This is a genomic window from Anaerococcus provencensis, assembly GCF_000312365.2.
Taxonomy (GTDB): domain Bacteria; phylum Bacillota; class Clostridia; order Tissierellales; family Peptoniphilaceae; genus Anaerococcus; species Anaerococcus provencensis.
The window spans coordinates 84,491-110,805 of the sequence record NZ_HG003691.1 but is presented as its reverse complement, the minus strand read 5'-3'; the positions used below and the strand labels follow the sequence as shown (position 1 = coordinate 110,805).

The following is a 26,315-nucleotide window of genomic DNA, read 5'->3' as shown; positions in this document are numbered from 1 at the left end:
TTTATCAATATGTTTTCGTGTTAAATCCATGTAAATTGTTTGATAATGATTATTGGGGCAAATAAATAAGAGAATAGATAATCTATTCTCCTAAATATGTTTGCTATTATTCTTGATTTTCCTGTTCTTCCTCAAGCTCTTTTCTTACATAATCTTCCGCTGCTTGGGTCATTTGTTCATTGTCTATATTTGATCTGTCGATTAATTTGTCTAATCTTTCCTTATCTTCCTTAGAAAAATCTTCATTATCATCCATCTTTTTTCTCATATAATTTCTGATGCCGAGACGTTTGTATTTCTCGTACTTTATAGAAGATTTCTCCCTATACCAGCTTATAAGTAATAAGGCCATCATAAACATTCCTACATAGCCAATGATTGGATAAAATATAGAAACTAGCTTTTTAAATCCTCCAAAGCTTAAAACAAAACCAAGTAGGGTTAATGAAATTAACATAATTCTAAAGCTTTTTTCGCTATCATTTGAAAATCTTCTGGCTAGGGCATAAAAAAGTGAGATTCCAGTATTAAAAATCATTCCAAAGATTACAAGGGCCATCAAAAATCCAAGGACTGGATGGATATCTTTTATTACATAAAGCATTGGAATATCAAGATTTCCAACTTCATCTACACGTATAAAGAGTGTAAATGATATCAAGACTCCTAGTATACCTGCTATGGCTCCACCAAGTAGGCCTCCAATCCCAGCTTCTCTAGGGTCAAGTTCTTCTCCACCAAGGACAAAGCCCATGGAAACCCCACTCATCAAACACATGCCGTAATAATTAAAAATTGCAAAAACTACATTATTAAAATTTGATGGTAAATTTCGAGCAACAGAATCCAAATATGTCCAATCTGGACTATAATTTACAAAAGTATAGATAGAGCCGATCAAGGTAAAGATTAAAATCATTGGGGTAAAAGAACCGATAATTTTTGAAACTTTTTCAAAATCCAACAATCCTACAACTATAATCATACTGGCACAAATAACCTGGCCAATCCATTTTGGAATATCAAAGGCTTGGTTTAAATTTGATCCAGCTCCTGCTATCATTACAAATCCTATGACAAAGCAAGTAAAGATAAGTGCCAAATCCATAAATTTTCCAATAAATTTATTGGTAATTTCTCCAAAGACATCAGAATGGTCTGTAGCCATATAGTGACTTCCTAGTTGGAGAAGTACTCCTCCGAACAATATGTGAAGTAGACCAACTATAGAAATGCCAACCAATCCTGGTATTCCTAGAGAAATAAAATATTGTAGGAGTTCCTGTCCCGAAGCAAGACCTGCACCAGTAACAACCCCTACATAAGCAAACATAATAACTATTGATTTTTTACTCATAAGTCCTCCGAGTATACAATATACTTTAATTATGTCCATACACCAAAGATTGTTAATAAATATATTATAATCTACATATAATCTTCACATACAAAAGAGGCCTTGCTAGTGCAAAAGCCTCTTTTAAGTCAAGTCTTATTTAATTTCTTTGAGCAATTCTCTTAGATACTCGTTGACTCTTTGAACAGATGCGATTTCAACCTTTTCTTCTGGTGAGTGAGCACCTGTTATGTTTGGTCCTATTGAAATTATATCTAGGTTTGGATATTTTTCATAGAAGCAACCACATTCTAGACCAGCGTGGATTACGATAGTTTCGAATTCCTTACCTTCTAGCTTTTTGTAAATTTCTTGAGCTAGTGGTCTAAGTTTTGAATCTTCTTTGTACTCCCAGCTTGGATATTCTGAGTCAATATTATAGGCAAAGTTTGTTTCTTCCAAAACTTTGGCTACTTTCTCTCTCAATTCTTCCAATTTTTCATTGTTAGAAGATCTTAGGGAGATTTCACTTACTAATTTTCCTTCTTTTTCTCTTACTAAGGCAAGGTTGTCAGATGACTCTACAGTTTCATTGTCTTCCATAAGGGAGTTAACTCCTGTAGGCATGTCATTTATCATCTTGATTAGTCTTTGTGATAGATCTTTGGAATAAGATTTGCCTTTTGCCTCAGCAATTTCAACTTCCATGTCACCTAGTAGGTCAGCGTGTTTTTCTAAAATGTCTTTTTTAGCATCTTCTAGAGCTTCTTTGCTTGCTCCATAAACTTTTACGCTTCCTTCTGATGGTATAACATTGTCTAGGTTACCAGAGTTAAATTCACCAATTGTTATATCTTCTTTTATATTTGCTAGTAATTCTCCGATGATTTTTACTGCATTTCCTCTTTTTTCGTGGATTTGCATACCTGAGTGTCCACCTAGAAGTCCTCTTAGTTTGATTTCAAATCCTTCTTTTTCTTCCAAATCTTTTAGTTCTTCTTCTACGAAAAATGTGATTCCACCAGCAGATCCTACTGTAAGGATTCCTTCTTCTTCTGAGTCTATGTTGATTAGGTAGTCACCTTCTAGAACATCGTCAGCTAAGGCTATGGCACCTGACATACTTGTTTCTTCATCTGTTGTTACAAGCAATTCTATTTGTGGTCCTTCGTAGTTTTCATCTTCTAGTAGGGCAAGTCCCATCGCTACTGCTATACCATTGTCAGCACCAAGTGTTGTATCTTTTGCTGATAGATATTCTCCCTCAATTACAGGTATGATAGGGTCTTTTGTAAAGTCGTGGTCAGAGTTTTCTGTCTTTGAGCCAACCATATCCATATGACCTTGAAGTATTACTTTTGGGGCATCTTCATAGCCTGCTGATGCCTTTCTTTTTAATACTACATTTAGTGAGTCATCTTGGTAGGTTTCTAATCCTAGATCTTTGCCAGTAGCTATTAAAAAATCTGACACTTCTTGTTCATGCTTACTTGGTCTTGGAATATCCATTAATTTTTTGAAGTAGTAAAAAACTCTTTGTGGTTGTAAATTTTCCATTATTTTTCTCCTTTGGCATTTGCTAAGATTATGTTCTTGATAACATTGACAGATTTTTCCATTATATCTACAGATACTATTTCGTATCTACCGTGGTAGTTGTATCCACCTGTAAATAGATTTGGTGTTGGAAGTCCCATATATGATAGCCTTGCTCCATCTGTGCCACCTCTGATTGGTTTTACTATTGGAGTGATGCCTTCTTTTTCTATAGCATCTTTCGCAAGATCTATAATTTCCATATGTGGTTCTACTTTTTCCCTCATATTGTAGTAGGAATCTTCTATCTTGATATCGATGATATTACCATATTTTTCATTTAAGAAATCTACTGATTTTTCTAGCATCTCTTTCTTTTGATTAAATGTATCAGTGAAGAAGTCTCTTATTATATAAGCCATATCTACTTCTGCAGATGTACCCTGGATTTCATCTAGCATATAGAAGCCTTCGTAGCCTTCAGTATATTCAGGTCTCTCATTTACTGGTAGCATTTGGTTTAATTCTAATGCTACTAATAGGGCGTTTACCAAAACATTTTTAGCTGAACCTGGGTGTACAGATTTTCCTTCGATATGGATATCAACACTTGCAGCGTTGAAGTTTTCGTATTCTAATTCTCCAACTGGTCCACCGTCTATGGTATAGGCGAAATCAGCACCAAATCTTTCAACATCAAATAGATCAGCTCCCCTACCTATTTCTTCATCTGGGGTAATGCCTATTTTGATATCGCCAAATTTTTGGTCTCTATTTTCCATAAAATATTTGGCAACTGTCATGATGATGGCAATACCTGCCTTATCATCTGCTCCAAGTAGGGTTGTACCATCTGTTGTAACTAATTTGTGACCTACTAGGTCTTTTAAGAATGGGAATTCTTCTTCAGTTAATTTGTACTTATCGTTAAGTACGATGTCACCACCTTCATATTTTTCAACTACTTGTGGATTGACATCTTTGCCTGTTATCTCTAGGGCTGTGTCCATGTGAGAAATAAGTCCTATAGTTGGAGCATCTTTATTGGTTCCCTCTATACTAGCATAAACATAGCCATGCTCATCCATGTGAGCATTGTCTATGCCCATTTCCTTAAGGTCATCAACTAGAACCTTAGCAAGGTCTAGTTGGCCAGGAGTTGATGGACAAGACTCATTCTTATCGTCACTTTGAGTATCGTAACTTACATATTTCAAAAATTTTTCTAACATATATCCTCCATTTCATTAAATCATTGTTTGAACGCCAAGCATCACTACGCTTAGGATTAATATTATACCCATTAATGGCAGTATAAATTTAATCCATTTATTATATGATACGTCAACCATTTCTAGTGTTGCAAGGATTAGTCCTGTTGGAGCAATAATTGCCATCCAACCTTGACCAAAGTTATATGCTGAAACAACTACATCACGACCTATAGAGACTGTATCTGCTAGTGGTGCAATGATTGGCATTGAAAGTGTTGCAAGTCCTGATGATGATGGGATAAATATTCCTAAGAATGAGAATAAAACCATTTGTACTGTTGAGAATAGTACTCCATTCATTCCGCTGATGATATTTGATGCATTGTATAGTAATGTATCAGAAATCATACCATCATCTAGTATTATATTTATCGCTCTTGCCACACCGATGATTAGAGCTACTGAAACTAGGTCTGCTGCACCATCTAAAAATGAGTTTACAGCCTTTTGTTCACCTAGTCCTGATAATATCATAAGTAGTATACCTACAACTAAGAATAGGGTACTCATTTCTTCAAACCACCAATCAAGGTTCATAACACCATAGATCATAACTGGGAAAGCTAGCATAAATACAACCAACATACCAATTCTTTTGAAATTAAATGGAGCTGTATGTTCAGGGTCATAGTTTTCTAGATATTGTTTTCTGATCCTAGGCATTTCTTCAGCTATAATTGACTTAGATGGATCATTTTGAACTTTTTTAGCGTATCTATAGATATAATATAAACTGATAGCTTGGCCAATAAGTAGGGTTATTATTCTTATATTCATACCTTCCTTAAAGCTGATACCAGCAGCATTACTAGCTACAACAACTGAGAAGGCATTTGTTGTTGAAAACATTGTACCTATTGATGAACCCATATATATGGCAGCTATAGTTACCATTGCATCGTAACCTGACGCTAGGAAAATTGGCATAAGTATTGGATAAAAGGCAATAGTTTCTTCTGCCATGCCGAAGGTTGTACCGCCGAGGGCTATCAGTGAAGATATAATAGCTACCATCAAGAACTCTTTACCCTTAGTCTTTCTAGATAGGGCAGCTATACCAGCATCAAAGGTTCCAGTTGTATTAAGAACCCCTATACACCCCCCCAGTAATAGTACAAAGACGATAATACCAATAGAATCTGCTATACCATCTATAGGTGCTCTAGCAACTTCAAAGAAGCCTTGTGGGCTTTGTTCAAGCTTGTGGTATGAACCTGGTATAGCAACAGGTTTTTTGATATCTCCTCTTACAAAGTTTTCAAGTGGTACTGTTACATTTAGTTCATCTAGCACTTCTTGACTAGCTTCTAAGCTTGTTTCTTCGCCATCGCTTCCTATTCTTACAAACTGACTGTTTTCACTATCATATTGCAATCTATCATAGGATCCAGCTGGTATTACATAAGTAAGAACTGCTGCAAGAATTAATACAATAAATAATACCGTAAAAGCAGTAGGAAATTTCCTTTCCTTTTTCTTTTTTTTAGCAACTTCGCTCATAATTGAACCTCCTAAAATTTTATGAAAACGTTAAACGTTACTATTATAGTTTAACATTTATGCAAAGTTTGTCAATTAGTTATTAATATGTAAAAAAATGAATAAATACAAATTGATGATAATGATTGATAAATCTCAGCGAATTTGCTTGAGGTCTTAGAATGAAGATGGATTTATGATAAAAAAAAAGAGCAGACTTAGTGTCCGCTCTTTGCTATTTATTAAATTACTTTATAACCTTTGTTACAACGCCTGATGCTACTGTTCTTCCACCTTCACGTACTGCGAATCTTAGTCCTTCTTCTAGGGCTATTGGTTTTTGTAGGCTGATTTTGAATGTTGCGTTGTCTCCTGGCATTACCATTTCTACGCCTTCTTCTAGTTGGATGTCGCCTGTTACGTCTGTTGTTCTGAAGAAGAATTGTGGTCTGTATCCGCTGAAGAATGGTGTGTGACGTCCACCTTCATCTTTGGTTAGTACGTATACTTGTCCTTCGAATTCTGTGTGTGGGTGTACACTGCCTGGTTTTGCTAGTACTTGGCCTCTTGAGATTTCGTCTCTTTGTACGCCTCTTAGTAGGATTCCTACGTTGTCGCCTGATTCTGCTTGTTCTAGTGATTTGTGGAACATTTCTACGCCTGTTACTACTGCGCTTGAGGTTTTTTCTGTTAGGCCTACGATTTCTACTGTGTCGCCTACTTTTAATGTTCCTCTTTCTACTCTTCCTGTTGCTACTGTTCCACGGCCTGAGATTGTCATTACGTCTTCTACTGGCATTAGGAATGGTTGGTCGTTGTCTCTTTCTGGAATGTCAAAGTAGTTGTCTACTTGTTCCATTAGGTCTAGAATCTTGTCTGTCCAAGGACCTTCTCCGCCTTCTTGTAGAGATTTTAATGCTGAGCCTACTACTACTGGGCAGTTGTCGCCGTCGAATTCGTATTCGTTTAGTAGGTCTCTTACTTCCATTTCTACTAGTTCTAGTAGTTCTTCATCGTCTACTTGGTCTTCTTTGTTTAGGAATACTGCGATTTTTGGTACGCCTACTTGTCTTGCTAGTAGGATGTGTTCTCTTGTTTGTGGCATTGGACCGTCTGCTGCAGATACTACGATGATTGCGCCGTCCATTTGTGCTGCTCCTGTAATCATGTTTTTAACGTAGTCAGCGTGGCCTGGAGCGTCTATATGTGCGTAGTGTCTGTTTGGTGTTTCGTATTCTACTACTGATGTGTTGATTGTAATCCCACGTTCTCTTTCTTCTGGTGCTTTATCAATGTGTTCGTAGTCTACGTATTCACCTGTGCCGTATTTTTTGTTTAGGGCTTGAGTGATTGCTGCTGTTGTTGTTGTTTTACCGTGGTCTACGTGACCGATTGTTCCGATATTAATATGTGGTTTGCTTCTTTCAAATTGTTGTTTAGACATTTTTTTCTCCTCGTATTAATTATTTATTTAGTACTTCTTCTTTTACTGATTCTGGTACTTGAGCATAGTGGTCAAATTGCATTGAATATGTTGCCCTACCTTGTGTTTTGGAACGTAAGTCTGTTGCGTATCCAAACATTTCTGATAGTGGAATGAAGGCATCTAGTACATGGATACCATCTTTTGGATTCATACCATCAATTTTACCACGTCTTGATGAAACGTCACCCATTACATCTCCAAGATACTCATCTGGAGTTGTAATTTCAACTTTTTCAATTGGTTCTAATAGAACTGGTTTTGCTTTTTCTACTGCATTTTTAAGACCCATTGATCCTGCTACGTGGAAGGCTACTTCTGAAGAGTCTACTTCGTGGTAAGAACCATCGTATAGAACAACGTGCATGTCAACCATTGGGTAACCACCAAGGATACCGCTAGCTGCTGCTTCGCGCACACCTTCTTCAACTGGTCTAATGTATTCTTTTGGTACAGAACCACCGACAATTTTAGATTCGAATGTGATTCCAGAGCCTTCTTCTCCTGGAGTAACTCTTAGGTGAACATCACCGTATTGACCAGAACCACCAGATTGTCTTACAAACTTACCTTGTGCTTCTGCTTCAGCTGTGATACCTTCTCTGTAAGCTACTTGTGGGTTACCAATGTTTGCTTCAACTTTGAATTCTCTTAGTAGTCTATCTACGATGATTTCAAGGTGAAGCTCACCCATTCCTGAGATTATTGTTTGGCCTGTTTCTTCATCAGATCTTGTTACGAAGGTTGGATCTTCTTCAGCTAGTTTTTGTAGACCAATAATCATCTTATCTTGAGATGCTCTTGTCTTTGGTTCTATTGCAACTGAGATTACTGGATCTGGGAATTCCATCTTTTCAAGGATAATTTGATTTTCTTGATCACATAGGGAATCACCAGTTGTTGTATCTTTAAGTCCTAGTAATGCTACGATATCTCCTGCGTAACCTACTGGAATTTCCTCTTGTTTGTTAGAGTGCATTTGCATGATACGTCCAACACGTTCTCTCTTACCTTTTGTTGCATTGTAGATGTATGAACCTGATTCTATTGTACCTGAGTAAATTCTTGTATAGATTAACTTACCTACATATGGGTCAGTTACAACTTTAAATGCTAATGCTGCTGTTGGCTCATTATCTCCAGGTTTTCTTTCCATTACTACTTCATCATTTTTAGGATCTGTTCCTGTGATATATGGTACATCTAGTGGAGATGGCATATATTCAATGATTGCATCTAGTAGTGGTTGAACACCCTTGTTTTTGTATGCTGAACCTAGTAAGCATGGGAAAATCTTTTGTTCGATTGTTCCTTTTCTGATAGCAGCTTTTATTTCATCTTCGCTTACTTCTTCTCCTTCAAGATATTTCATCATGATTGTATCATCAACTTCTGATAATTCTTCAAGAAGATTGTTTCTATATTCTTCGGCTGTTTCTTTTAATTCTTCTGGAATTTCTGAATAAACTGGGTGTGCACCAAGGTCTTCAGAGTTATATGTTACAGCTTCCATTGTGATAAGGTCAACAGCACCTTGGAATTGTTGTTCAGCTCCTATTGGAATTTCTAGTGGAACTGCGTTTGCTTTTAGCTTATCTTTAATTGTTTCTACTGCCATGAAGAAATCTGCACCAGTAGCATCCATTTTGTTGATGAAACAAATTCTTGGGATGTGGTATTTGTCAGCTTGTCTCCATACAGTTTCAGATTGTGGTTCTACCCCGCTTTTTGCGTCAAATAAAGCTACCGCACTGTCAAGAACTCTAAGTGATCTTTCTACTTCTACAGTAAAATCCACGTGTCCTGGAGTATCGATAATATTTATTCTATGGTCTTTCCAAAAAGCTGTGGTTGCAGCAGAACCGATTGTAATACCACGTTCCTTTTCTTGGTCCATGGAGTCCATTACTGCTGTACCATCATGAGTATCACCAATTTTATAAATTTTACCAGTATAATATAGGATTCTTTCTGTTGTTGTTGTTTTACCCGCATCGATGTGGGCCATGATTCCTATGTTTCTAGTATCTTTTAGTGCTACTTGTCTAGGCATTTATCCCCCTAAAATTAATATCTGTAGTGTGCAAATGCTTTATTTGCTTCTGCAGCTCTATGCATTTCTTCTTTTCTCTTAACAGCTGCACCAGCGTTGTTAGATGCATCTAAGATTTCTTTAGATAATCTTTCAACCATAGTTTTTTCACCACGAGCTCTTGAAAAGTTTACTAACCATCTTAAAGCTAAAGTTTGTCTTCTTTCTGGTCTAACTTCCATAGGAACTTGGTAGTTAGCACCACCGATTCTACGTGCTTTAACTTCAAGTGTTGGCATAATATTTTCCATAGCTTGGTAGAATACTTCTAGCGCGTCATTGCCTGTTGTTTCTTCAACGATGTCAAAAGCATCGTAAACAATTTTTGTTGCAAGGCCTTTTTTGCCATCTAGCATAACGTTGTTGATAAGTTTTGTTACAACTCTATCGTTATACTTAGCGTCAGGCATTACTTCTCTTTTTGGTATATGTCCCTTTCTTGACACTTTGCTTCCCTCCTTTACCAATTATTAAGTAATATCATTAGTACTCAACTAATCATGTGTTGTTAGTGTGCATGCATATACCGAAATTTATAATCTTTATTTCTATATTATAGGTACATTATGCACTAAGTTTTAGATCCTAGTTTTGGTCTTTTTTAGCACCGTATTTAGATCTACCTTGTTTACGTCCGTTTACTCCTGCAGTATCAAGAGTACCTCTTATGATGTGGTAACGCACACCTGGAAGGTCTTTAACTCTACCACCTCTGATAAGCACAACACTGTGTTCTTGTAAGTTGTGTCCAATACCTGGGATGTAAGAAAGAACTTCAGCACCATTGGTTAGTCTAACTCTGGCTACTTTACGTAAAGCAGAGTTTGGCTTTCTAGGTGTTACTGTTCTAACTGATGTACAAACTCCACGTTTTTGTGGTGATTGGTTAGGAGTTGTTCTACTTTTTAGAGTATTGTAGTTGTAACCCAAAGCTGGAGTGTTTGATTTAGATTTTTCACTTTTTCTGCTTTTTCTAACAAGTTGGTTAATTGTAGGCATAATGCACCTCCTTTTCTTTTAATAATTAATCTTGGCGATTCTCACGCCAATACTTAATAACTTTACTATGTGTAAAGGCCAGTGTCAAATAATTTACTTAATTTATACAAATTTAGGGTAATAATTAGAATAATTAACTTCAAAAATCATAAAGGAGTAAAAATGAACATAGCAGTAGTAGGTTTCGGAGTAGGCGGAGCAAATATTCTAAAAACAATAATCGACCATAAAAACTATAATGACAAGATAAAAATCCATATCTTTGAAAAAAATGAAGAGCTAGGAGTAGGCCTCGCCTACGCAAAGGATACTGACTACAAGCTCTTAAATGTCCATGAAAGATATATGTCCTTAAAAATGGATAATCCTAATCATTTTAAAGACTGGCTTAAGGACAAAAATAAAGATGATAAAAAAATCGAAGGAATGGTCCCTAGAATTGTCTTTGCTTCCTATATAAAAGATACTTTTGGTAAATATATGGAAAATGAAAATGTAATTTTTCACCATGCTAAGGTAAAAGACATATATAAAGAAGGATCCACTTTTAGAATTGTAAGTGATAAAGGAAATTTTAATGAAAAATTTGACTCAGTCTTTCTTTCCATAGGCCAATCTTACTACAAAGATTCCTACAATTTAAAAGACTATAAAAATTATATCCACAATCCTTTCCCATTAAATGAAAAAATAGAGGGAATTAAAGATGGACAAAGTATTGGAATAATAGGAGCAGGACCTACAGCAATTGATATCTATAGGTATCTAAGAAATTTTAAAGATGTAACTTACCCCCTATATTTCTTCACCAAATCAAATGGATTTTCTCCTATAGATATTCCTTATTATGTAGATGATGACATTTGCTCTATCGATGAAAAATGGATAGAAGAAAATAAAGATAATGATGGGATTCTAGAATTAGAAAAAATCAAAAAGCAAATCAAAGACGACTTTGCTAAATACGGCCACGACCTCATAGAAACTTACAATAAATACAAAGATACAGATATCAACGCCTACAATATGGCCCTAAAAGACAATGACCTAGGACTAAGCTTTGCCCAAACATACACCATGCAATTAACAGGCCATGCGGCCCTAATCTATAATAGCTTAAATGGCCTAGATAAGCTAGAAGTTGACAATAATTATCTAGAAATGATTGATTTTATAGTCACAAAAACTCCAACCATCACTATGCAAAATATAGTTGAAGATTATCAAGAAGCGAAGATTAAAGTAATCAAAGGAACTAATGATATAAAAGTAGATTCAGATGGCAAGTTTGTTGTAACAAGTGATAATGAAGAGGAGATAAAGACAGATGTCATTATAAATGCCCAAGGTTTTGAGAAAAACTTATTATCTGCCGTCAACAGCGATATATTATTGGCAAATCTTTACAAAAGAAAATATATAGAAGATGATATTAACGGCAAATTTATAAGAGTGGCCTACACATCATATAAGCTAGTTAATAAAAAATTTGGACTTATGGAAAACTTCTACCTTAACGGCATGTGGGCAGGTGGCACAGACGTTCTAAACAACGACTTAAGATCGATAATAAAATCTGGCCAATTAGCAGCTTGCGATTTTATGGATAAGATATAAATACCACAGCTTTTAGCTGTGGTTTTCTAAAAATGAAATATACTTTAAAATCAAAAAATCATTTACAACATAAAACTGAGCGACTGGGGAAATTTTTGTCCTGCTCTCATATTCAAAGACCTCGTGAGTCACAAAGGGAATGCTGTAGTCAGATATTTGTGATAGTCTATTGTTGGAAAGCTTGGTTACAGATGCTATAATTGGCTTTTCTTTAAGATTATCTATGAAATTTAGTATCTCCTCATTCTCTCCTGATAAGGAGTAGGCAAAGAGTATATCATCCTTTGTTATGAGATCTGTGATAGACTTCGGTGCTGACTTATCAAGCAAAAATACAGCCTTATCTACAGTAAGAAAATTCCTCTTTAGCTCATCAGCCGCATTTCTTTGGGTGTAGCCACTGGCTATGGCAAATATTCTATTAGCCTTATATAATTTCTCATAAAATTCATTCAGATTTAAGGCCATCATCATTGACATAGTGAGATTTATGTCGTTTTTTGTGTATTCTATCTCATTTTCGTCAAAATTGCCCACATTAGAAGTTGACCATTTTACCACATATCTAAGCTCACTAAATCCATCAAGACCGAGTTTCTTAGAAAATCCAACTATAGAAGATGGACTTAAGTCAAGTAGTTCTCCTAGTTCATTTATATTTTTTTCAATAAACCTAGCCTTGTTAATCATAATATATGAATAAATTTTAAGATCGTTTTTATTTAGTTTTTCATAGTTTTCAGTAACTAGTTCAGTTAAAATCATTCTTTACGGCCTCTTGGTATTTTTTAAAAAAATCCTCCAAATGCTTAGTATATAAGCTTAAGAAATTTATTTCAGATTTTGTGTCCCTATAATAGATGCTGTAGTCTGCCTTGTAAGCTTTGGTCTGTGGTAGACCAACATTGATTTTTAGGCAATCTGTATTGGCGATTTGTAGCATTAGTTGCTTGGCCAATGAATCATCAGAAAAATCCACTATAAAAACTCCAGAATCTTCAAGCATTTCCCCAGTAAAGGCAAGAGTCTCTTCCCCACCACTGTATACTTCAGCAAGTATTCCAAGTTCTTCTAGTAAAATTTTGATTGTTTGTTTAATTATATTTTCGTAGCCACCATTTCCATATATCAAAATTTTGTCACAAACATATAATTTTTTAAGAATATTGGCTAAGTCTTCATCTAGACTCTCACCAGGACCGGATTCGTTATTATTATCATTTACAAAGAACTTAAGCTCACTATAGCCAGAAAAACCTAATTTTTTTGAAAATCTCAAAACGCTAGTACGAGATGTATAGCACTTTTTGGCCAATTCATTGATGGACAGGCTATAGTCTATGCCATTATCTAAAATTTCTTTGGCAATTGTAAGATCGGTTGCACTTAACTTGTCTTCATTTTCCTTTATCAAATTTGAAATATCGATACTATCACCCCAAATAAAAAAATCCTATTTGCATATACTATACGCAAATAGGATTTGTGCTTCCATTATTATTAGTTAAGTTCTGGCCAGTATTCTTTGTTTGCTTCTATAAGATCATCTAAGATTGCTTTTGCAACTTTAGCTGATGGAACAGTTTTTGATAAAGTTAGTGCTTGCCATAGTTTTAGGTAAGAACCTTCAATCCAAGCTTCAACAACTAGTTTTTCTACTGATACTTGTTGTTCCATAAGTCCTTTTTGGAATTGTGGGATGTAGCCTTGGTTGATTTTTTCAAATCCATCTTTACCAACTAGGCATGGGATTTCTACCATTGCTGTTGGGTCAAAGTTTGGAACTGCACCATCATTTGGTACTATTAGCAAGAATCTTTCTTTTGTGTTCTCAGCTAATGCGCGTGCTAGGTCTACTATATATGTTGCGTGTGCATCTAGTTCTATTTCAACATCTTTTGCTGTTCCAGCATCGATTATTGATTGGCACATTGAAAATACGTCTTTTTCACGGTGTTCACGTACTTCGTCAACTCTTGTGTGATTTGGATCTGTGTGTTCTAGTACGAAGTCTGGGTAGAAGTAGTATTTCAAATATGTGTTTGGAATTGTTTCTGGGTCAAGGGCATAAACGTCTTTTGCTTTGGTGAATGTTTCCATCCAAGATTCTTCTATGTGTTGGCCGCTTCCTATACCATCAGCAAAGCCTGTTTTACTTACGTGTTCTTTGATTTGTGGTAGTAGGTCATTTCCTTCTTTGTCTTTGATAGCTGTAAACCAACCAAAGTGATTTAGTCCATAGTATGAGAAGTCAAGTTCTTGCCATTCTTTTAGTCCAACCATATCTGCCATCTTGTACATTAGGTCGATTGGCATATCACAGATATTGATTACTTTTGAATCTGGTTTTAGTCTTCTTGTTGCTTCTGCTACTATCGCAGCTGGGTTTGAGTAGTTTAGCATCCATGCATCTGGTGAGTATTCTTCCATGTAGTCGATGATTTCTAATACGCCACCAATTGAACGCATACCGTAAGCTATTCCACCTGGTCCACATGTCTCTTGGCCAAATACTCCATGTTTTAGTGGAATTTTTTCATCCTTGTCACGCATGTCATATTTACCAACTCTAAGTTGTGCTAGGACAAAGTCTACATCTGTAAATCCTTCTTTAGGATCTGTTGTGTATTGGAAATTAATTTCTGGGTGTCTTTCTTTTAGAATAATTTCCATAGCTCCACCAATTTTTGCTTGGCGTTCTTCGTCGTTGTCATATAACTTGATTGATCTGATTGGGAATTTGTCCAAGTTATCTAGTAGCATTCCTATGATTCCTGGTGTAAATGTTGATCCACCACCTGCGATTACGATTGAATATTTATTTGCCATAATTTTCTCCTTTTCTTTTCTACTTATTCGTTTTCTTCTAAATTTTCTCCAAATGCATCTGCAACATATTGGATATCCATTCCTACAATTACATGGACAGAATTACCGTTTTTGGCGGTACCATAAGTTCCAATTTCCTTAAAGTATTCATCACTTTCTACTTTGCTTGGATCTACAACATTGACCCTAAGTCTTGTTACACAATTTGTAAAGTCTTTGATATTATCTGGACCACCAAGACCTATTAATATTTGATCGGCCATGGTTTCAAATTTATCGCCAGTAGCTTTTTTATCAGCTTTGGCCCCATCTTTACTTGTATTGTTTCTTTCTCTGTATTCTTTCTTAGAGTAAAGTTTTGCACTATCCTTATCAGAAGTTCTTCCAGGTGTCTTAAAGTCAAACTTTTCTATAAGGAAAGTAAAGACAAAATACCAAACTGCTATAGCAACTAGGCCTATAACTAGCATGACTAAGTAAGTTTTCCAATGGTTAGCCGCAAGTGGTATCCAGTTTAAGGACGCCATTTCTATAACTCCTCCAGAGTAGATACCGACAACTCCAAAGAGGTTCATTACCATAGATAGTATAGCTGCAAGTACTGCATGGACCACAAACAATTGTGGAGCTATAAATAAGAAGGTGAACTCGATTGGTTCAGTTACACCACTAAGAACTGCAGTTAAGGCTACTGGTATCATAAGACCAGCAATCTTCTTTTTATTCTCTGGAAGAGCCGTCTTATAAAAGGCAAGGGCTACACCTACACAACCAAAGATTTTTGACCAGCCTGTTGCTGTAAGTTGTGCATAAGGAGCAATTTCCTTAAGAGAACCAGTTGCTGCTGCAATCTCTGGTAGATTTTGCGCCCAATAAGCGTAGATGCCACCAGGTACAACCAAGCTATCATAAAACATTGGAGCATATAGTAAATGGTGTAGACCAAAAGGTATTAGTAGTCTTTCTAGTAGAACAAATATACCTACACCAGCTGTTCCAGAGTTTAGTATTACATCTCTAAATACATTCATTCCTGATTGAATCTTAGGCCAGATTAAAACTGCAAGAAAGGCAACAGGAATCATAAGTATAAAGCCAACACCAAGTACAAAAGCTGATCCTTTGAAAACTCCAAGCGCTTCTGGAAGTTTCTTATCAAAGTACCTATTATGTATCCATATAGCTATACCTGAAATAGCTAAAGCTCCCATCATTCCCATATCAAGGGTTTTTATGTTTGCAATCATAGCAAGTCCACTAGCACCACCTACTTCTTGGCTAAAGTCTACACCAAAAGTGCCACCCCAGTGTTTAAGAATTGTAGATACATAGTTTAAGAAAACTAAGTATATTACAAAAGCTTCCATGCTTGCACGAGCATTTTGTTTTCTTGCCAGTCCTATAGGTAGGGCAATAGCAAATAACAATGGCAGTTGATTAAATACAACCCATGCACCTGAGAGAATCATATCCCAGATACCAAACCATATGGTTCCTTCTGAAGCTATAGGTCCCATGATTACTTCTGTTGTAAACAAAGTACCAAAGCCAATTAGTAAAGCTGACACTGCAAAAAGCATTACAGGTGTGAACATCGCTCCACCAAACTTCTGGATTTTCTCCATCATATGTTTTTCCTCCTTTGAAAACGAATTTTATTTACTTATATAATATTATTAGCTTATATAATTGTCAATAAACGTTGATATTTAGGTATTTATGTCCTCATACTCGAAAATATTTTAATTTTGTGAATTTTCACATTAAAAGTATTTTCCTAAATATTTTAAAAATCTGTATATATTTGGGTATAAGTATCAATGGAAACTTTTAGATTAAAGGAGAAGATTAAAAATGGATATAACATTCGCAGGAAACAAAGTAAATTTAATTGGAAACGAAATCAAAGTTGGAGATACAGCTCCAGCATTTAAGGCAACAAAAAACGACCTTTCTGAATGGTCTAGTGAAGACAATGAAGGAAAAGTTGTAGTATACTCAGTTGCTCCATCACTTGATACTAGCGTTTGTGCTTTGCAAGCAAAAAGATTTAACAAAGAAGCAGCAGCTCTAGATGGTGTAAGCGTTGTAACAATCACTGAAGACCTACCATTTGCTCAAGCTAGATTTTGCTCTAACGAAGATATAGAAAATACAATTATGATTTCTGATTACCAAAATCGTGAATTTGGTGAAAAATACGGATTTTTGATGGAAGAAAATAAATTACTTGCTCGTGGAGTTGTAGTAGTTGACAAAGAAGGCAAAGTTGCTTATGTAGAATACGTACCAGAAGTAACAAACGAAGTTGACTTTGGCAAAGCATTAGAAGAAGTTAAAAAACTAATCTAATAAATTATAATAGAGCTTAGGTGTTAAACCATAAGCTCTTTTTTTTATGAAAATCAACAAAAAAGTAATTCCATAAGCTAATCTATATTTGATTTAATTTCCCATCCTTCATCTCATACTGATAGTCAGCCTTTTTTGAAAGGTGTCTATCATGACTTACGATTATTATGATTTTTCCATCTTCTTTAGCAAGCCTATCAAATATGGCATAGATTTCTTCGGAGTTTTTATCGTCTAGATTTCCAGTTGGCTCATCTGCCACTATTATCTTTGAATTTGCCGCAAGAGCTCTAGCTATGGCGACTCTTTGCTTCTCCCCTCCTGATAATTTTTCAGGTAATTTATCAAAGTGGATATCATCAATTGCTACCGATTTTAATTGGTCTTTGGCTTTATCTCTTGCTTCGTTTTTGTTTATTTTATCCAGTAACATTGGATACATCACATTTTCTAAAACTGTTCTTGTAGGAAAAAGCATATAGGACTGGCTAATTGTTGATACTATATTCCTCCTATAGTCCCTCAAATCCTCGACTTCTTTTCCATTATAGGAAATTTTGCCAGCCTTTGGTTTGCTAAAGCCAGATATTATATATAAAAGTGTAGATTTTCCAGCACCAGATTCTCCCACAATAGATGACACAGTCCCCTCTAGAAAACTTGCTGATACATCTCTTAAGATAATTTTGTCAGATTTATTATATACATAGCCAACATTTGATATTTCTAATTTATTCATTTAATCCTCCGTTTTCTGATATAGGATAAAAATATCTTTGTAAATTATTAAAAATAAGCCAGTAATTAATACTATAAGATTTATCAATAGATTTATAGCAAGATCCTTAAGGGAAATATATGATACTCTATTTACAATCATAAAGCTTAATCCATTTATAAGAAGGACTAACAATCCTAGGCTTAAAAAGTATGAAGCAAATACTTTTACTTCACTTTCTCCAAAAATCTTCCTAATCAGTATAGAGATATTCTCCTCCTTGACCTTTAGAACCAATATCAAAGAAGAAAAAATCGCTAGTGCTATTTTTATGATGGAAAGAAGCTTCTCCTCATCTTTTATTTTCTCTTCTAGGGGTTTTACCACGTTATAGAAGTCTTTGGCATTTGTTGGAGCAAGATACTTAGTTCCTAAAATATTATCGATTTTTTCCTTAATTCTTTCATAATCATTATTATATTTAGGATTGATTTTAAAGTTAAAGCCTAAATAAGATCCATAAGCCTCTTTATAAAAGCTATTTCCCATGAGATTATCATCAAACATAGTTTTATTATTTACAATTACAGAATCTAATGCTAGCACCGACTCATTGAGATCTACAAAATCCTTAACCAGTAAATCCATATATAAGTCTTCTTTGCTTTCTATATCCAACTTTAGTCTAAACTTATCATATTTATTTAAAGCGTATTTTTTTGCAAAATCTTCAGATACTAAGGCCTCACCCTTCTCTAACTTTGTATCCCCGTCAAAGAATACAAAATTTCTCTCAATTAGCTTTCCAACATCATTTGATGCGAACACATCTACTCCGCCATCATCTTTAGTATTATTAGTATCCTCGATTTGCTCTTTATCTATAAAACCCTTGGCAAAGGCTCTAGTATAAATTTCTCCAATTTCTTCTTGCAAAAATAAGGGATAAAGATCATAATAATCTAAGCTTACTTCTCCGCCTATACTTGTTGTTTCCTTGACTTGGCCCTTGATTTCAGTATTTTCATAAATGTACTTATACTCGTTTTTATCTGATTTAATATTTTTATTAATCTCAGCCATGCCGTAAAAACCAAGAAATATTAATATTGTATAAAGAATAAGATAAATAGGTTTTCTTAAAAATGTTTTAATCATGATTATTACATCAACTCCACTATGTCTTTTTTCTCTAACTTTTTAATTCTCTTTTGGTTAATAATTAGAGCAATAGCTAGGAATACAAGCCCTGCAAGAAGTAAAATTAAATAGTCAAACTTGTTAAAAATAAGAATCATATCTTTATTAGATAAAAGCTTATCTGCAAAGCCAAAGATTGATCCAAGAGCTATTACAAAACCTATGCAAAGCGCTAATATCAAAGATAGTTTTAAACTTCGATTTATATGGTTTTTATCTCCTGCAAAAATTCTTCTTAGAACATATTCGTTTTTATTTAATGTAGTATTTACAAATACTAAAATAAGTATCCCTACTATGCCAATAGCAAGTCCATAAATAAGATTCTTTACCATGGATTTTTTTATAAGACCAAAGGATGACTCCACCTTAGACCAATTGTTGTCAGCTGACACTAATCTGTAGCCAGCCTTTTCGATTTCTGGTAGGAGTTCTTCTTCAAAACTAGCTATATTGTCCACCCCAATTTTTAAAGACAAGTTATGAGGTGTCACAAAACTTGTGTTTAGCTCTTCCTTAAATTTTGGAATAAATATATCATTTAAGGAAAAAAGCATAGGACTATTTTCTATATTTAAGTCTGTAAAGTCATAGATACCTACTACCTCGAAAGCTCTAGTTTCGTCAAAATCGTAATTACCCTCATCAAGCATAAGTGGAAATGCTGATACATAACCATTATGGCTCTTATATATATCAGAAGATAATTCTATATCTATTTTATCGCCCAGTTTAAAATTGTGTTTTTTCGCTAAATCTCTAGAGATTAAACAAAGGTCTTTACCATAATCATCCTCAGAAATCCATCTACCCTCAAGTAAAAACATATTTTCATTAGCTACTGGCAAGACCATATTCATATCGGAAACAAGCCTTAGAGTATAAAGGTCATCTTGATTTTTGATTTCATTCTTCAAAAAATAAATAAAGTCTTTGTCTAAATCCTCTTCGTCTTCTAAAACACCCTTTGTGTATAAAGATGTAAGCTCTTTTGATTTACCTTCTTCCATCATTAATTTTTCACTAATTCTACTAACCAATAGATACTGACGCATATATCCAAGACTTGTTGGCTCGCAAACACCCATAAACACGTAAGACTTGTCGTTATCAAGCTTAACACGTGCATCCTTGCTCATATTTATAGATAGGCTTACGCTTTCCCCTTCTCTAAGCCAACTATCTTTAGATGCAATTATCTTTTCTATTGTAACGATAGCATTTATGCCTTCTGTTGAACCGAAATCTTGCCTGTCTGTTACTTCTTCAACCTTTCCCTTAAATACCGCTATAGCATTTGTTGCTGCAGCACCAAAGGTAATATTTGCATTATTTGTGCCAGGAATCCTAGCAGCCATAGTATCTCTAATTTCCACCCTATCAACAAGGTCAGACTTATTAATTTCATCAATTAAGTCCTTATCAATCTCTGTATACTCTAAAGGCTTCCCATCTCTACTAGGATTTGCCATAACTATCGTAGAAATTTGAGCATAATTATCTTTCATTCTATCCAAATTATTTCTCGAAGTAAGGAAATTAAAGACCATAAGTAAAAAGGAAAATAGAATTATTGTAGAAATCACTAGCATTATAACAAATTTCCAAGGCTTCCTAAAAATTAATTTAATTTCATCTTTAAAACTCATATCCCCTATCCTTTTGTCTTATTATCGTTGTAGCTATTCTTTCTATTGAATAAAAATCATAATAATCTTCCAACTTTATTATTAGTGAAAAATAATTGCAAAATATTAGATACAATTCAAATATATCATTACCAGACAATCCTATACTAGATCCAGTTAGTGTTAATTTAATATCATTTATTGTTAAGACTTTACCATATTTACTAATAAAATCAATGTATTACTTTATATATGGCTTTATTAAGTAATCTATTAGATCAAAAAATTCTGTTTCTTTAAAAAATAAGCACAGTAATAAATCTTTAAATAGTAGTCATTATTCTTAACATACTATCATCTCCATTTAAATAAATGTTAACATAGAAAAATAATTAAATTAATGTATAATTCCTCTATAGACATTATATTTATTTTTTGTTATAATTATTATTTTGGAGATTTACATGAATAACTCTAATATTATTTTTGGTAAGATATTTAGATATTTTAGATTAAATAATAGACTCACGCAGGAAAAACTATCAGAGTTATCTTATATAAATGTAAAAACTATTTCAGATATTGAAAACGGCAAATACACTATTGATATAGATAAATTAGAAGTTTTTTCTAATATATTAAATGTGGATTTAGTTGAGGAATATTTAAACATATTCTTAGAAGATTCAAAGATAATAGATAAAATTATAGATGATCTTAATGCAAGGGATAATGTAGCAGGTCTTTCTTATGCTAATGAAATAGAAATACTTACGGACATAGAAAACAGTACTTTTAGGAAAATCATCAAAAATAGAGCTAGGAAATTAAGGTTATTTTTCGAAAATATGCAAATTCAAGATGATAAAGCAAAAAGAAAAGCTATCATCATTGAAGCCCTAAATACTGGTAAAACTTTTGATTTTTCTAATCTTGATTCAAATACCTACGATAGTTTAGATTACAGGCTTCTTATGAACTATACACAGGTGATGGATTCGTTCGATGACAAACTTAAAGTATTAATGTTTCTAGAAAATTCAAAGATTAATGACAATAATTTTAATTCTATTTTATTTCATAATATCGCAGTTGCTTATTATAATCTAGATAAGAGTAAAACAGCTCTGGAGTATATAAATAAGGCCATTGAATTAAACTCTAAAGAAAAATCATCTCCAATTATGTTATATATGAAATCCATTATTCTTTATGACCTATCTATAGACTACAAAGAAGTAGCGCAGCTTGCCCTAGAAGAAGCCAAAAAGACTGATAAAAATCTTCATTCATTAATATTGAATAAATACAAAAGAAAATCATACTATCAAAAAAATTTTAAAACGCCATAAAAAAACTCTCCTAAAGTATTGGTTTTATTACAAATTGTTAAGGTAAAAAAATATACCCAAGTACTTTCAATGAGTAGAGTAACTTATCTATGGAAAGTACTTAGATATTTTTTCTAATTTCGAATAATCATTAAATTTTTTATACTAATTCTTTCTTCAAAATTTTCTTGTAAGGTATACCCTAGTTCAAAATTAACTAATCTACTATTGATTTAAATAAAAAATATTTGCACTTAAATTGCAAGATTATTTTATTCTATATCCTGCCATTCTTTCTTACCCATGGCTATGTTCTTGATATAATCAACTATGCCATTATCTTTGATCATATCTCTATCTATGAAGAATACTCCTGCAGCTGCTGCAATCATCTTTATCTGACTTGTGTCATCGTGAGAGTTTGTTGCAACTAACACAGGCTTGGCGTCCATACCAAACTGCTTAGCGTGGTTGTTGATTTCGTATAGGTCTTCATTTCTTATATGTCTTTCAATGGTCGAAATAATTATAGTTGTAAATCCCTTTGTACAAACTATATCTAAGAAGTTTTCAATAGGTAGACTGTCTTCCCTATAATCATCGTAGGCTTTCCATCTTAGGTTTACTCTTAATTTTATCTCGTCAAAGTAATCTGCATATTTTATAAGCTCGAAGTAGGTAAATACTCTAAGTATATTGCCCTTATTGTTATAATTCCTAAAGAATTCTCTGAAAGCTACATCGCCAAATTCGTAGGAAAATACAACAGACTTATCTTTGGCTTGTACATAGGCTTGATCATTTATTCTATTAAATATTCTAACATTACTTAACTCATTTGATAAATCATACTCATCCATTATTTCATTGCTTATCTTGACAAATTCTTTTGGATTTTCCACCTGGTACTCATATTCAAAAGCTAGTTTATCAGATACTACAAAATAGGAGTATTGATAGTTTTTCTTAGCTATTTCTATTTTTACCAGATCAAAGCTTAGATTGTATTCGCATATATTATTAGATATAAATTCTCCCAAGGCCATGGACATCTGATCATTATAAGAATCAATTTTGATCTTGCCTGGATTTATTGGGAATTCATAATTATAAATTATCTCTTCTTTGACCAATTCATCCAATAGATGTTTTAGGGAAAGATATTTGGAAGCGTCGTTTCTTCTAAATTTAAAATCTCCAACTTCTATCAAGGAATGTTCTTCTTCTTTTTCAAATCTATCTAAGTTTAATATATAATCATCTTCGTTATATTTTATTGCCCTAGCAAATTTATCCCAATCATTGGGATCTAATTTTAGATATGTTTGCCAAATCGCATAATAGTGATTAATCAATCTTGTTATATTAGTTAGACTTATATTATCATAGACTTGGGCATTGTTTAGGAAGAAAGTTTCTTCCACAGTAAGAGAAGATCTGCCATTATAAAAGTCCAGAGCCTTATAGCTTCCATTCCATTTGTTTGATCCAATGTATTCTACAAATGGGAGGCCGGCAAATTCAGACCTTTTACCATCTAGGTGGCTATTTAGGGTCAAATCCACTAAAGAATGATTCTTGTTGTAAAGTTTCATTTTACCATAAGGAATCACTTCAATTTTCATAGATTTTTGCAATCTCTTATTTCTCAAAAAGTTTTCTATCCTATTAATCTTGTTGCTATCAACTTTTTCATCTGATAAAAATATGAGTTTTTCTGGGTCAAATTTGATTGCCGCAATGATATTAGCCCACAGATTTTCATCATCATCCAAAAAAGGCTTAAATATAGTCTTTATCTTGTTTGTAGATATAAAAGGTATAGAATCTACTATCATGTAATCTATTGTTCTAGTATCAAATGTTTGATTTCTCTTAATCAGCAAGTTTAAGTCATCTTTAATCTGATAATAATCATTTGTAAGTATGCTCAAATCTGGGTTAGCTTTTTGGAGTATTTCTTCTATTTCATAAGTCAAAATATTTAAAGTATTGTTTGAATAATACTCGTTTTCCATGATGCTATAGGACAATTTTACAAGCTTTACCCACAAGGGTCTGAGCTCTTTTAGATACTGGTTGTCATTCCAGAAAGTATTGTTTAATATATTTAATAGCCTTGATTTTATTTGCTCTTCCTTGTAGATGGTTTTTTCTTGTATCAAATTGTTGATATGAACGGAAATATCAGCTAATTCGTCGTTTTCTCCCTTTTTGACCCTATCTATATGGGTATTGACGATAAGTGGATGGAATTTGTTTTGGAAATCTGCATAGGATTTCTGGTCAACATAGGCATAAGAATTTAGCTCAGCTTCACTTGGAAGCTTAAATCCTTGAGCTATCATAAATCTATTCCAAGAGTGGTGTTCACATTCAGCAAAAATATCTCTAATATTTAATTCATCTTCATCTTGACAAGCCTTTACTACCTTGTTATAAAATAAAGATTCTCTATCATCTGTATTATCTATGCCTGCCATATAAATCAGGTACTCAATTGATAGGGCAACCCTGATGGATGATTTTAAATTGTAGAAATCATCCTTTGAGAAGCTTTCCCATATGCTGTTATAGTCAATCCTCTCACCAAAATTCTCCAAGGCATGCAACCTATATATACTAAATGCCTTGTCTAAAATCTCATCATGGTGATTTTTGTTACTGAAGGTCAATGTTGATGCAAGGTCTAGGTTGTAAAACTCTATGTTTTTTCCATGTCTTATATCCACTTCGTGGTTATTTCTAGAATAGTTTAGGATAATTCTTTTTTGACTGTCATCTTTAAATTCATTGTATATGGCGTCAGCTAAATTGTAATAATCGTAACCAGTCTTATCCAAAATAAGTATGTAAGATTGGTCTATTTTTTCTTTTGATGATAAGAAATTTATATATGCATATGGTTGGTCGGTAATTTTTTCATTAATATTTCTCATGCTTAGCTTGCTATTAAGAGATATTTCTGTAGTTTTGGCCAAGAGTGGGTTTTCTCTTAGCATATCATCATAGAATTTCTTTGGATTCTTGTCATAAAATGATATATTTAAATCTACTCCTTTTACATTTGCAATTGAAAATATAAAAGAAAAGAGAACTCTCGAAATCTCATTGTTGCCAACTATAGCCACATCCATACTTTTCTTGCCGTCTTTGTCGACTATATAATTATATAGTCTCTTATAGTCTAAGAAATATGCAGCTGAAATTATATTAGCAAAATCTTCATTATTCCTAAATCTAAGATTGCTTTCTATATCATCAAGACTATTTTTGAAATCAGATGCACTAATATATCTATGAACTGTCAGTGAGTCTTGCAGTAATTTTATAATGCCATCTGTAGCTTTTGATGTTAGTAGGATTTTGTTTGATTTGTTGCTTAGGGTATCTTCCAGATTTCTCCTCAGATAATCCATATCTTCATTTTCAAGCTCAGTAGGATACCTGCCCATAATCAGTAGGAAAAATGTTACACCCAGCATATAGACGTCAATTTCTTCAGTTATGAAAAAATCTTTTCTATTGGCTATATCTGTTATGAATCTAAGTTCTGGAGGAATAAACGCCCTCTCATTTGGCATAGAAAATTCATTGATATATTCTAGCTCATTAAGGTCAACAGCAGCATCGAAATCAAAAAGTTTCACCTTGCCATTGTTATAGTCATAGAGAATATTGGCTGGTTTCAAATCCATATATATGATGTCTTTGTTGTGGAGGTGAACTAAAATATCGGCAGTCTGTTTTAATATATCTACAATCCTAATCAAATCTAGATTATAATATTTATCAACACTTGTAGCTGTGTCAACTTCATATAGGGAATATAGGTAGGACTTATCAATCTCAACCCTATATGGCCTTACAATTCTGCTTTCCAAATAAGGATCCATATCAAGAATCCTTATATGCTTACTGTAAGCGTCAATAAAAGAATTTCGATCTTTTTTTATCCTCTCTTCGCTTTCAAAATCTACAGAATCAAAATATAATTCCAATCTATTGAGTGGATTTCTTTCTGCAGTTATTTTTTCCTCATCATAATTTGGATAAAACTCTTTCATAATCATCTTCTTTTTTGGTGGGTAAGTATCGTCTACCTCTACCTCATATACTAAAGATGATCCTCCTTGACCGATGAGCTTTTTTACCTCAACCTCATATTTGACCTCACCCATCATGGATATAATATTAAATTTTTCGCCAACAAGCGAAGTTCTTTTACTAGTTTGTTCACTTGTATTAATATTTTCTTGTGAAATCAAAGTGTCCATTTAGAATCCCTCTCATATCTAGGTCGGCAATTTACCCTTTAATTATGAAGTATGTTATAATATAAACATAAGTAAGAATAAATATAGTATTATAACTATTATACAACATTTGACAAATTTAGGATAGGAGGGTACTTTCTTAAGATAAATTATTACTAGGAAAA

The 26,315-nt window shown here is 33.7% G+C and carries 19 protein-coding genes; 3 read left to right on the top strand and 16 right to left on the bottom strand.

Annotated elements, in window-relative coordinates; translation table 11 throughout:
• Positions 1–106 precede the first annotated feature (106 nt).
• The 8 genes from BN38_RS10625 to rpsL form a co-directional block, all read right to left on the bottom strand.
• Positions 107–1,357 carry a YkvI family membrane protein gene (locus BN38_RS10625; RefSeq protein WP_044567749.1) on the bottom strand — a complete coding sequence of 417 codons (1,251 nt, stop codon included), beginning with the start codon at positions 1,355–1,357 and terminating at the stop codon, positions 107–109.
• A gap of 135 nt (positions 1,358–1,492) precedes the next feature.
• The gene (pepD, locus tag BN38_RS10620) at positions 1,493–2,893 is read right to left on the bottom strand and encodes a beta-Ala-His dipeptidase (RefSeq protein ID WP_044567746.1); all 1,401 of its coding nucleotides are present in this window, start codon (positions 2,891–2,893) and stop codon (positions 1,493–1,495) included.
• On the bottom strand, positions 2,893–4,104 hold the full coding sequence (gene pepT, locus BN38_RS10615) for a peptidase T (RefSeq protein ID WP_044567744.1): 1,212 nt from the start codon (positions 4,102–4,104) through the stop codon (positions 2,893–2,895). Before pepT ends, pepD begins: the two co-directional genes overlap by 1 nt.
• Before the next feature lie 15 nt (positions 4,105–4,119).
• The gene (locus tag BN38_RS10610; protein ID WP_044567742.1) at positions 4,120–5,646 is read right to left on the bottom strand and encodes a YfcC family protein; all 1,527 of its coding nucleotides are present in this window, start codon (positions 5,644–5,646) and stop codon (positions 4,120–4,122) included.
• 226 nt (positions 5,647–5,872) lie between these two features.
• Complete coding sequence (gene tuf, locus BN38_RS10605; protein ID WP_044567740.1) at positions 5,873–7,069, bottom strand: elongation factor Tu; 1,197 nt, start codon at positions 7,067–7,069, stop codon at positions 5,873–5,875.
• 19 nt (positions 7,070–7,088) lie between these two features.
• The gene (fusA, locus tag BN38_RS10600; RefSeq protein WP_044567737.1) at positions 7,089–9,161 is read right to left on the bottom strand and encodes an elongation factor G; all 2,073 of its coding nucleotides are present in this window, start codon (positions 9,159–9,161) and stop codon (positions 7,089–7,091) included.
• Between the two features lie 14 nt (positions 9,162–9,175).
• Positions 9,176–9,646 carry a 30S ribosomal protein S7 gene (rpsG, locus tag BN38_RS10595; protein WP_044567735.1) on the bottom strand — a complete coding sequence of 157 codons (471 nt, stop codon included), beginning with the start codon at positions 9,644–9,646 and terminating at the stop codon, positions 9,176–9,178.
• A gap of 139 nt (positions 9,647–9,785) precedes the next feature.
• Positions 9,786–10,199 carry a 30S ribosomal protein S12 gene (gene rpsL / locus BN38_RS10590; RefSeq protein ID WP_044567733.1) on the bottom strand — a complete coding sequence of 138 codons (414 nt, stop codon included), beginning with the start codon at positions 10,197–10,199 and terminating at the stop codon, positions 9,786–9,788.
• 162 nt (positions 10,200–10,361) lie between these two features.
• Here rpsL and BN38_RS10585 point away from each other — a divergent pair, with 162 nt between their 5' ends.
• A complete protein-coding gene (locus BN38_RS10585) occupies positions 10,362–11,816 on the top strand; it encodes an FAD/NAD(P)-binding protein (protein WP_044567731.1) in 1,455 nt (484 codons plus the stop codon).
• A gap of 12 nt (positions 11,817–11,828) precedes the next feature.
• On the opposite strand, the gene BN38_RS10580 is transcribed toward BN38_RS10585, so the two are convergent.
• From BN38_RS10580 to BN38_RS10565, 4 genes are all read right to left on the bottom strand, one after another.
• Complete coding sequence (locus BN38_RS10580; protein WP_044567730.1) at positions 11,829–12,581, bottom strand: MurR/RpiR family transcriptional regulator; 753 nt, start codon at positions 12,579–12,581, stop codon at positions 11,829–11,831.
• Positions 12,568–13,230: a MurR/RpiR family transcriptional regulator gene (locus BN38_RS10575; protein WP_049944503.1), complete on the bottom strand. Its 663-nt coding sequence runs from the start codon at positions 13,228–13,230 to the stop codon at positions 12,568–12,570. Before BN38_RS10575 ends, BN38_RS10580 begins: the two co-directional genes overlap by 14 nt.
• Positions 13,231–13,316: 86 nt before the next feature.
• Positions 13,317–14,645 (bottom strand): 6-phospho-alpha-glucosidase, encoded by a 1,329-nt coding sequence (locus BN38_RS10570; RefSeq protein WP_044567726.1) that lies wholly within the window; start codon positions 14,643–14,645, stop codon positions 13,317–13,319.
• 23 nt (positions 14,646–14,668) lie between these two features.
• A complete protein-coding gene (locus BN38_RS10565; RefSeq protein WP_044567724.1) occupies positions 14,669–16,273 on the bottom strand; it encodes an alpha-glucoside-specific PTS transporter subunit IIBC in 1,605 nt (534 codons plus the stop codon).
• A gap of 226 nt (positions 16,274–16,499) precedes the next feature.
• Between BN38_RS10565 and tpx the strand changes: the two genes are divergently transcribed.
• The gene (gene tpx / locus BN38_RS10560; RefSeq protein WP_044567721.1) at positions 16,500–16,997 is read left to right on the top strand and encodes a thiol peroxidase; all 498 of its coding nucleotides are present in this window, start codon (positions 16,500–16,502) and stop codon (positions 16,995–16,997) included.
• Between the two features lie 82 nt (positions 16,998–17,079).
• Here tpx and BN38_RS10555 read toward each other — a convergent pair whose 3' ends face one another.
• From BN38_RS10555 to BN38_RS10545, 3 genes are read right to left on the bottom strand one after another with little or no spacing between them, the layout of a single operon-like run.
• Positions 17,080–17,736, bottom strand: a complete 657-nt coding sequence (locus tag BN38_RS10555; RefSeq protein ID WP_044567719.1) for an ABC transporter ATP-binding protein — start codon at positions 17,734–17,736, stop codon at positions 17,080–17,082.
• Positions 17,737–18,873, bottom strand: a complete 1,137-nt coding sequence (locus BN38_RS10550; RefSeq protein ID WP_044567717.1) for a hypothetical protein — start codon at positions 18,871–18,873, stop codon at positions 17,737–17,739.
• Between the two features lie 5 nt (positions 18,874–18,878).
• Positions 18,879–20,564: a hypothetical protein gene (locus BN38_RS10545; protein WP_044567715.1), complete on the bottom strand. Its 1,686-nt coding sequence runs from the start codon at positions 20,562–20,564 to the stop codon at positions 18,879–18,881.
• A gap of 443 nt (positions 20,565–21,007) precedes the next feature.
• Between BN38_RS10545 and BN38_RS10540 the strand changes: the two genes are divergently transcribed.
• Entirely contained in the window at positions 21,008–21,895 is an 888-nt protein-coding gene (locus BN38_RS10540) for a helix-turn-helix domain-containing protein (RefSeq protein ID WP_044567713.1), read from the top strand.
• A gap of 251 nt (positions 21,896–22,146) precedes the next feature.
• Here the strand turns inward: BN38_RS10540 and BN38_RS10535 are convergent, their stop codons facing one another.
• Positions 22,147–26,151: a protein kinase domain-containing protein gene (locus BN38_RS10535; protein WP_044567711.1), complete on the bottom strand. Its 4,005-nt coding sequence runs from the start codon at positions 26,149–26,151 to the stop codon at positions 22,147–22,149.
• Positions 26,152–26,315: the final 164 nt, after the last annotated feature.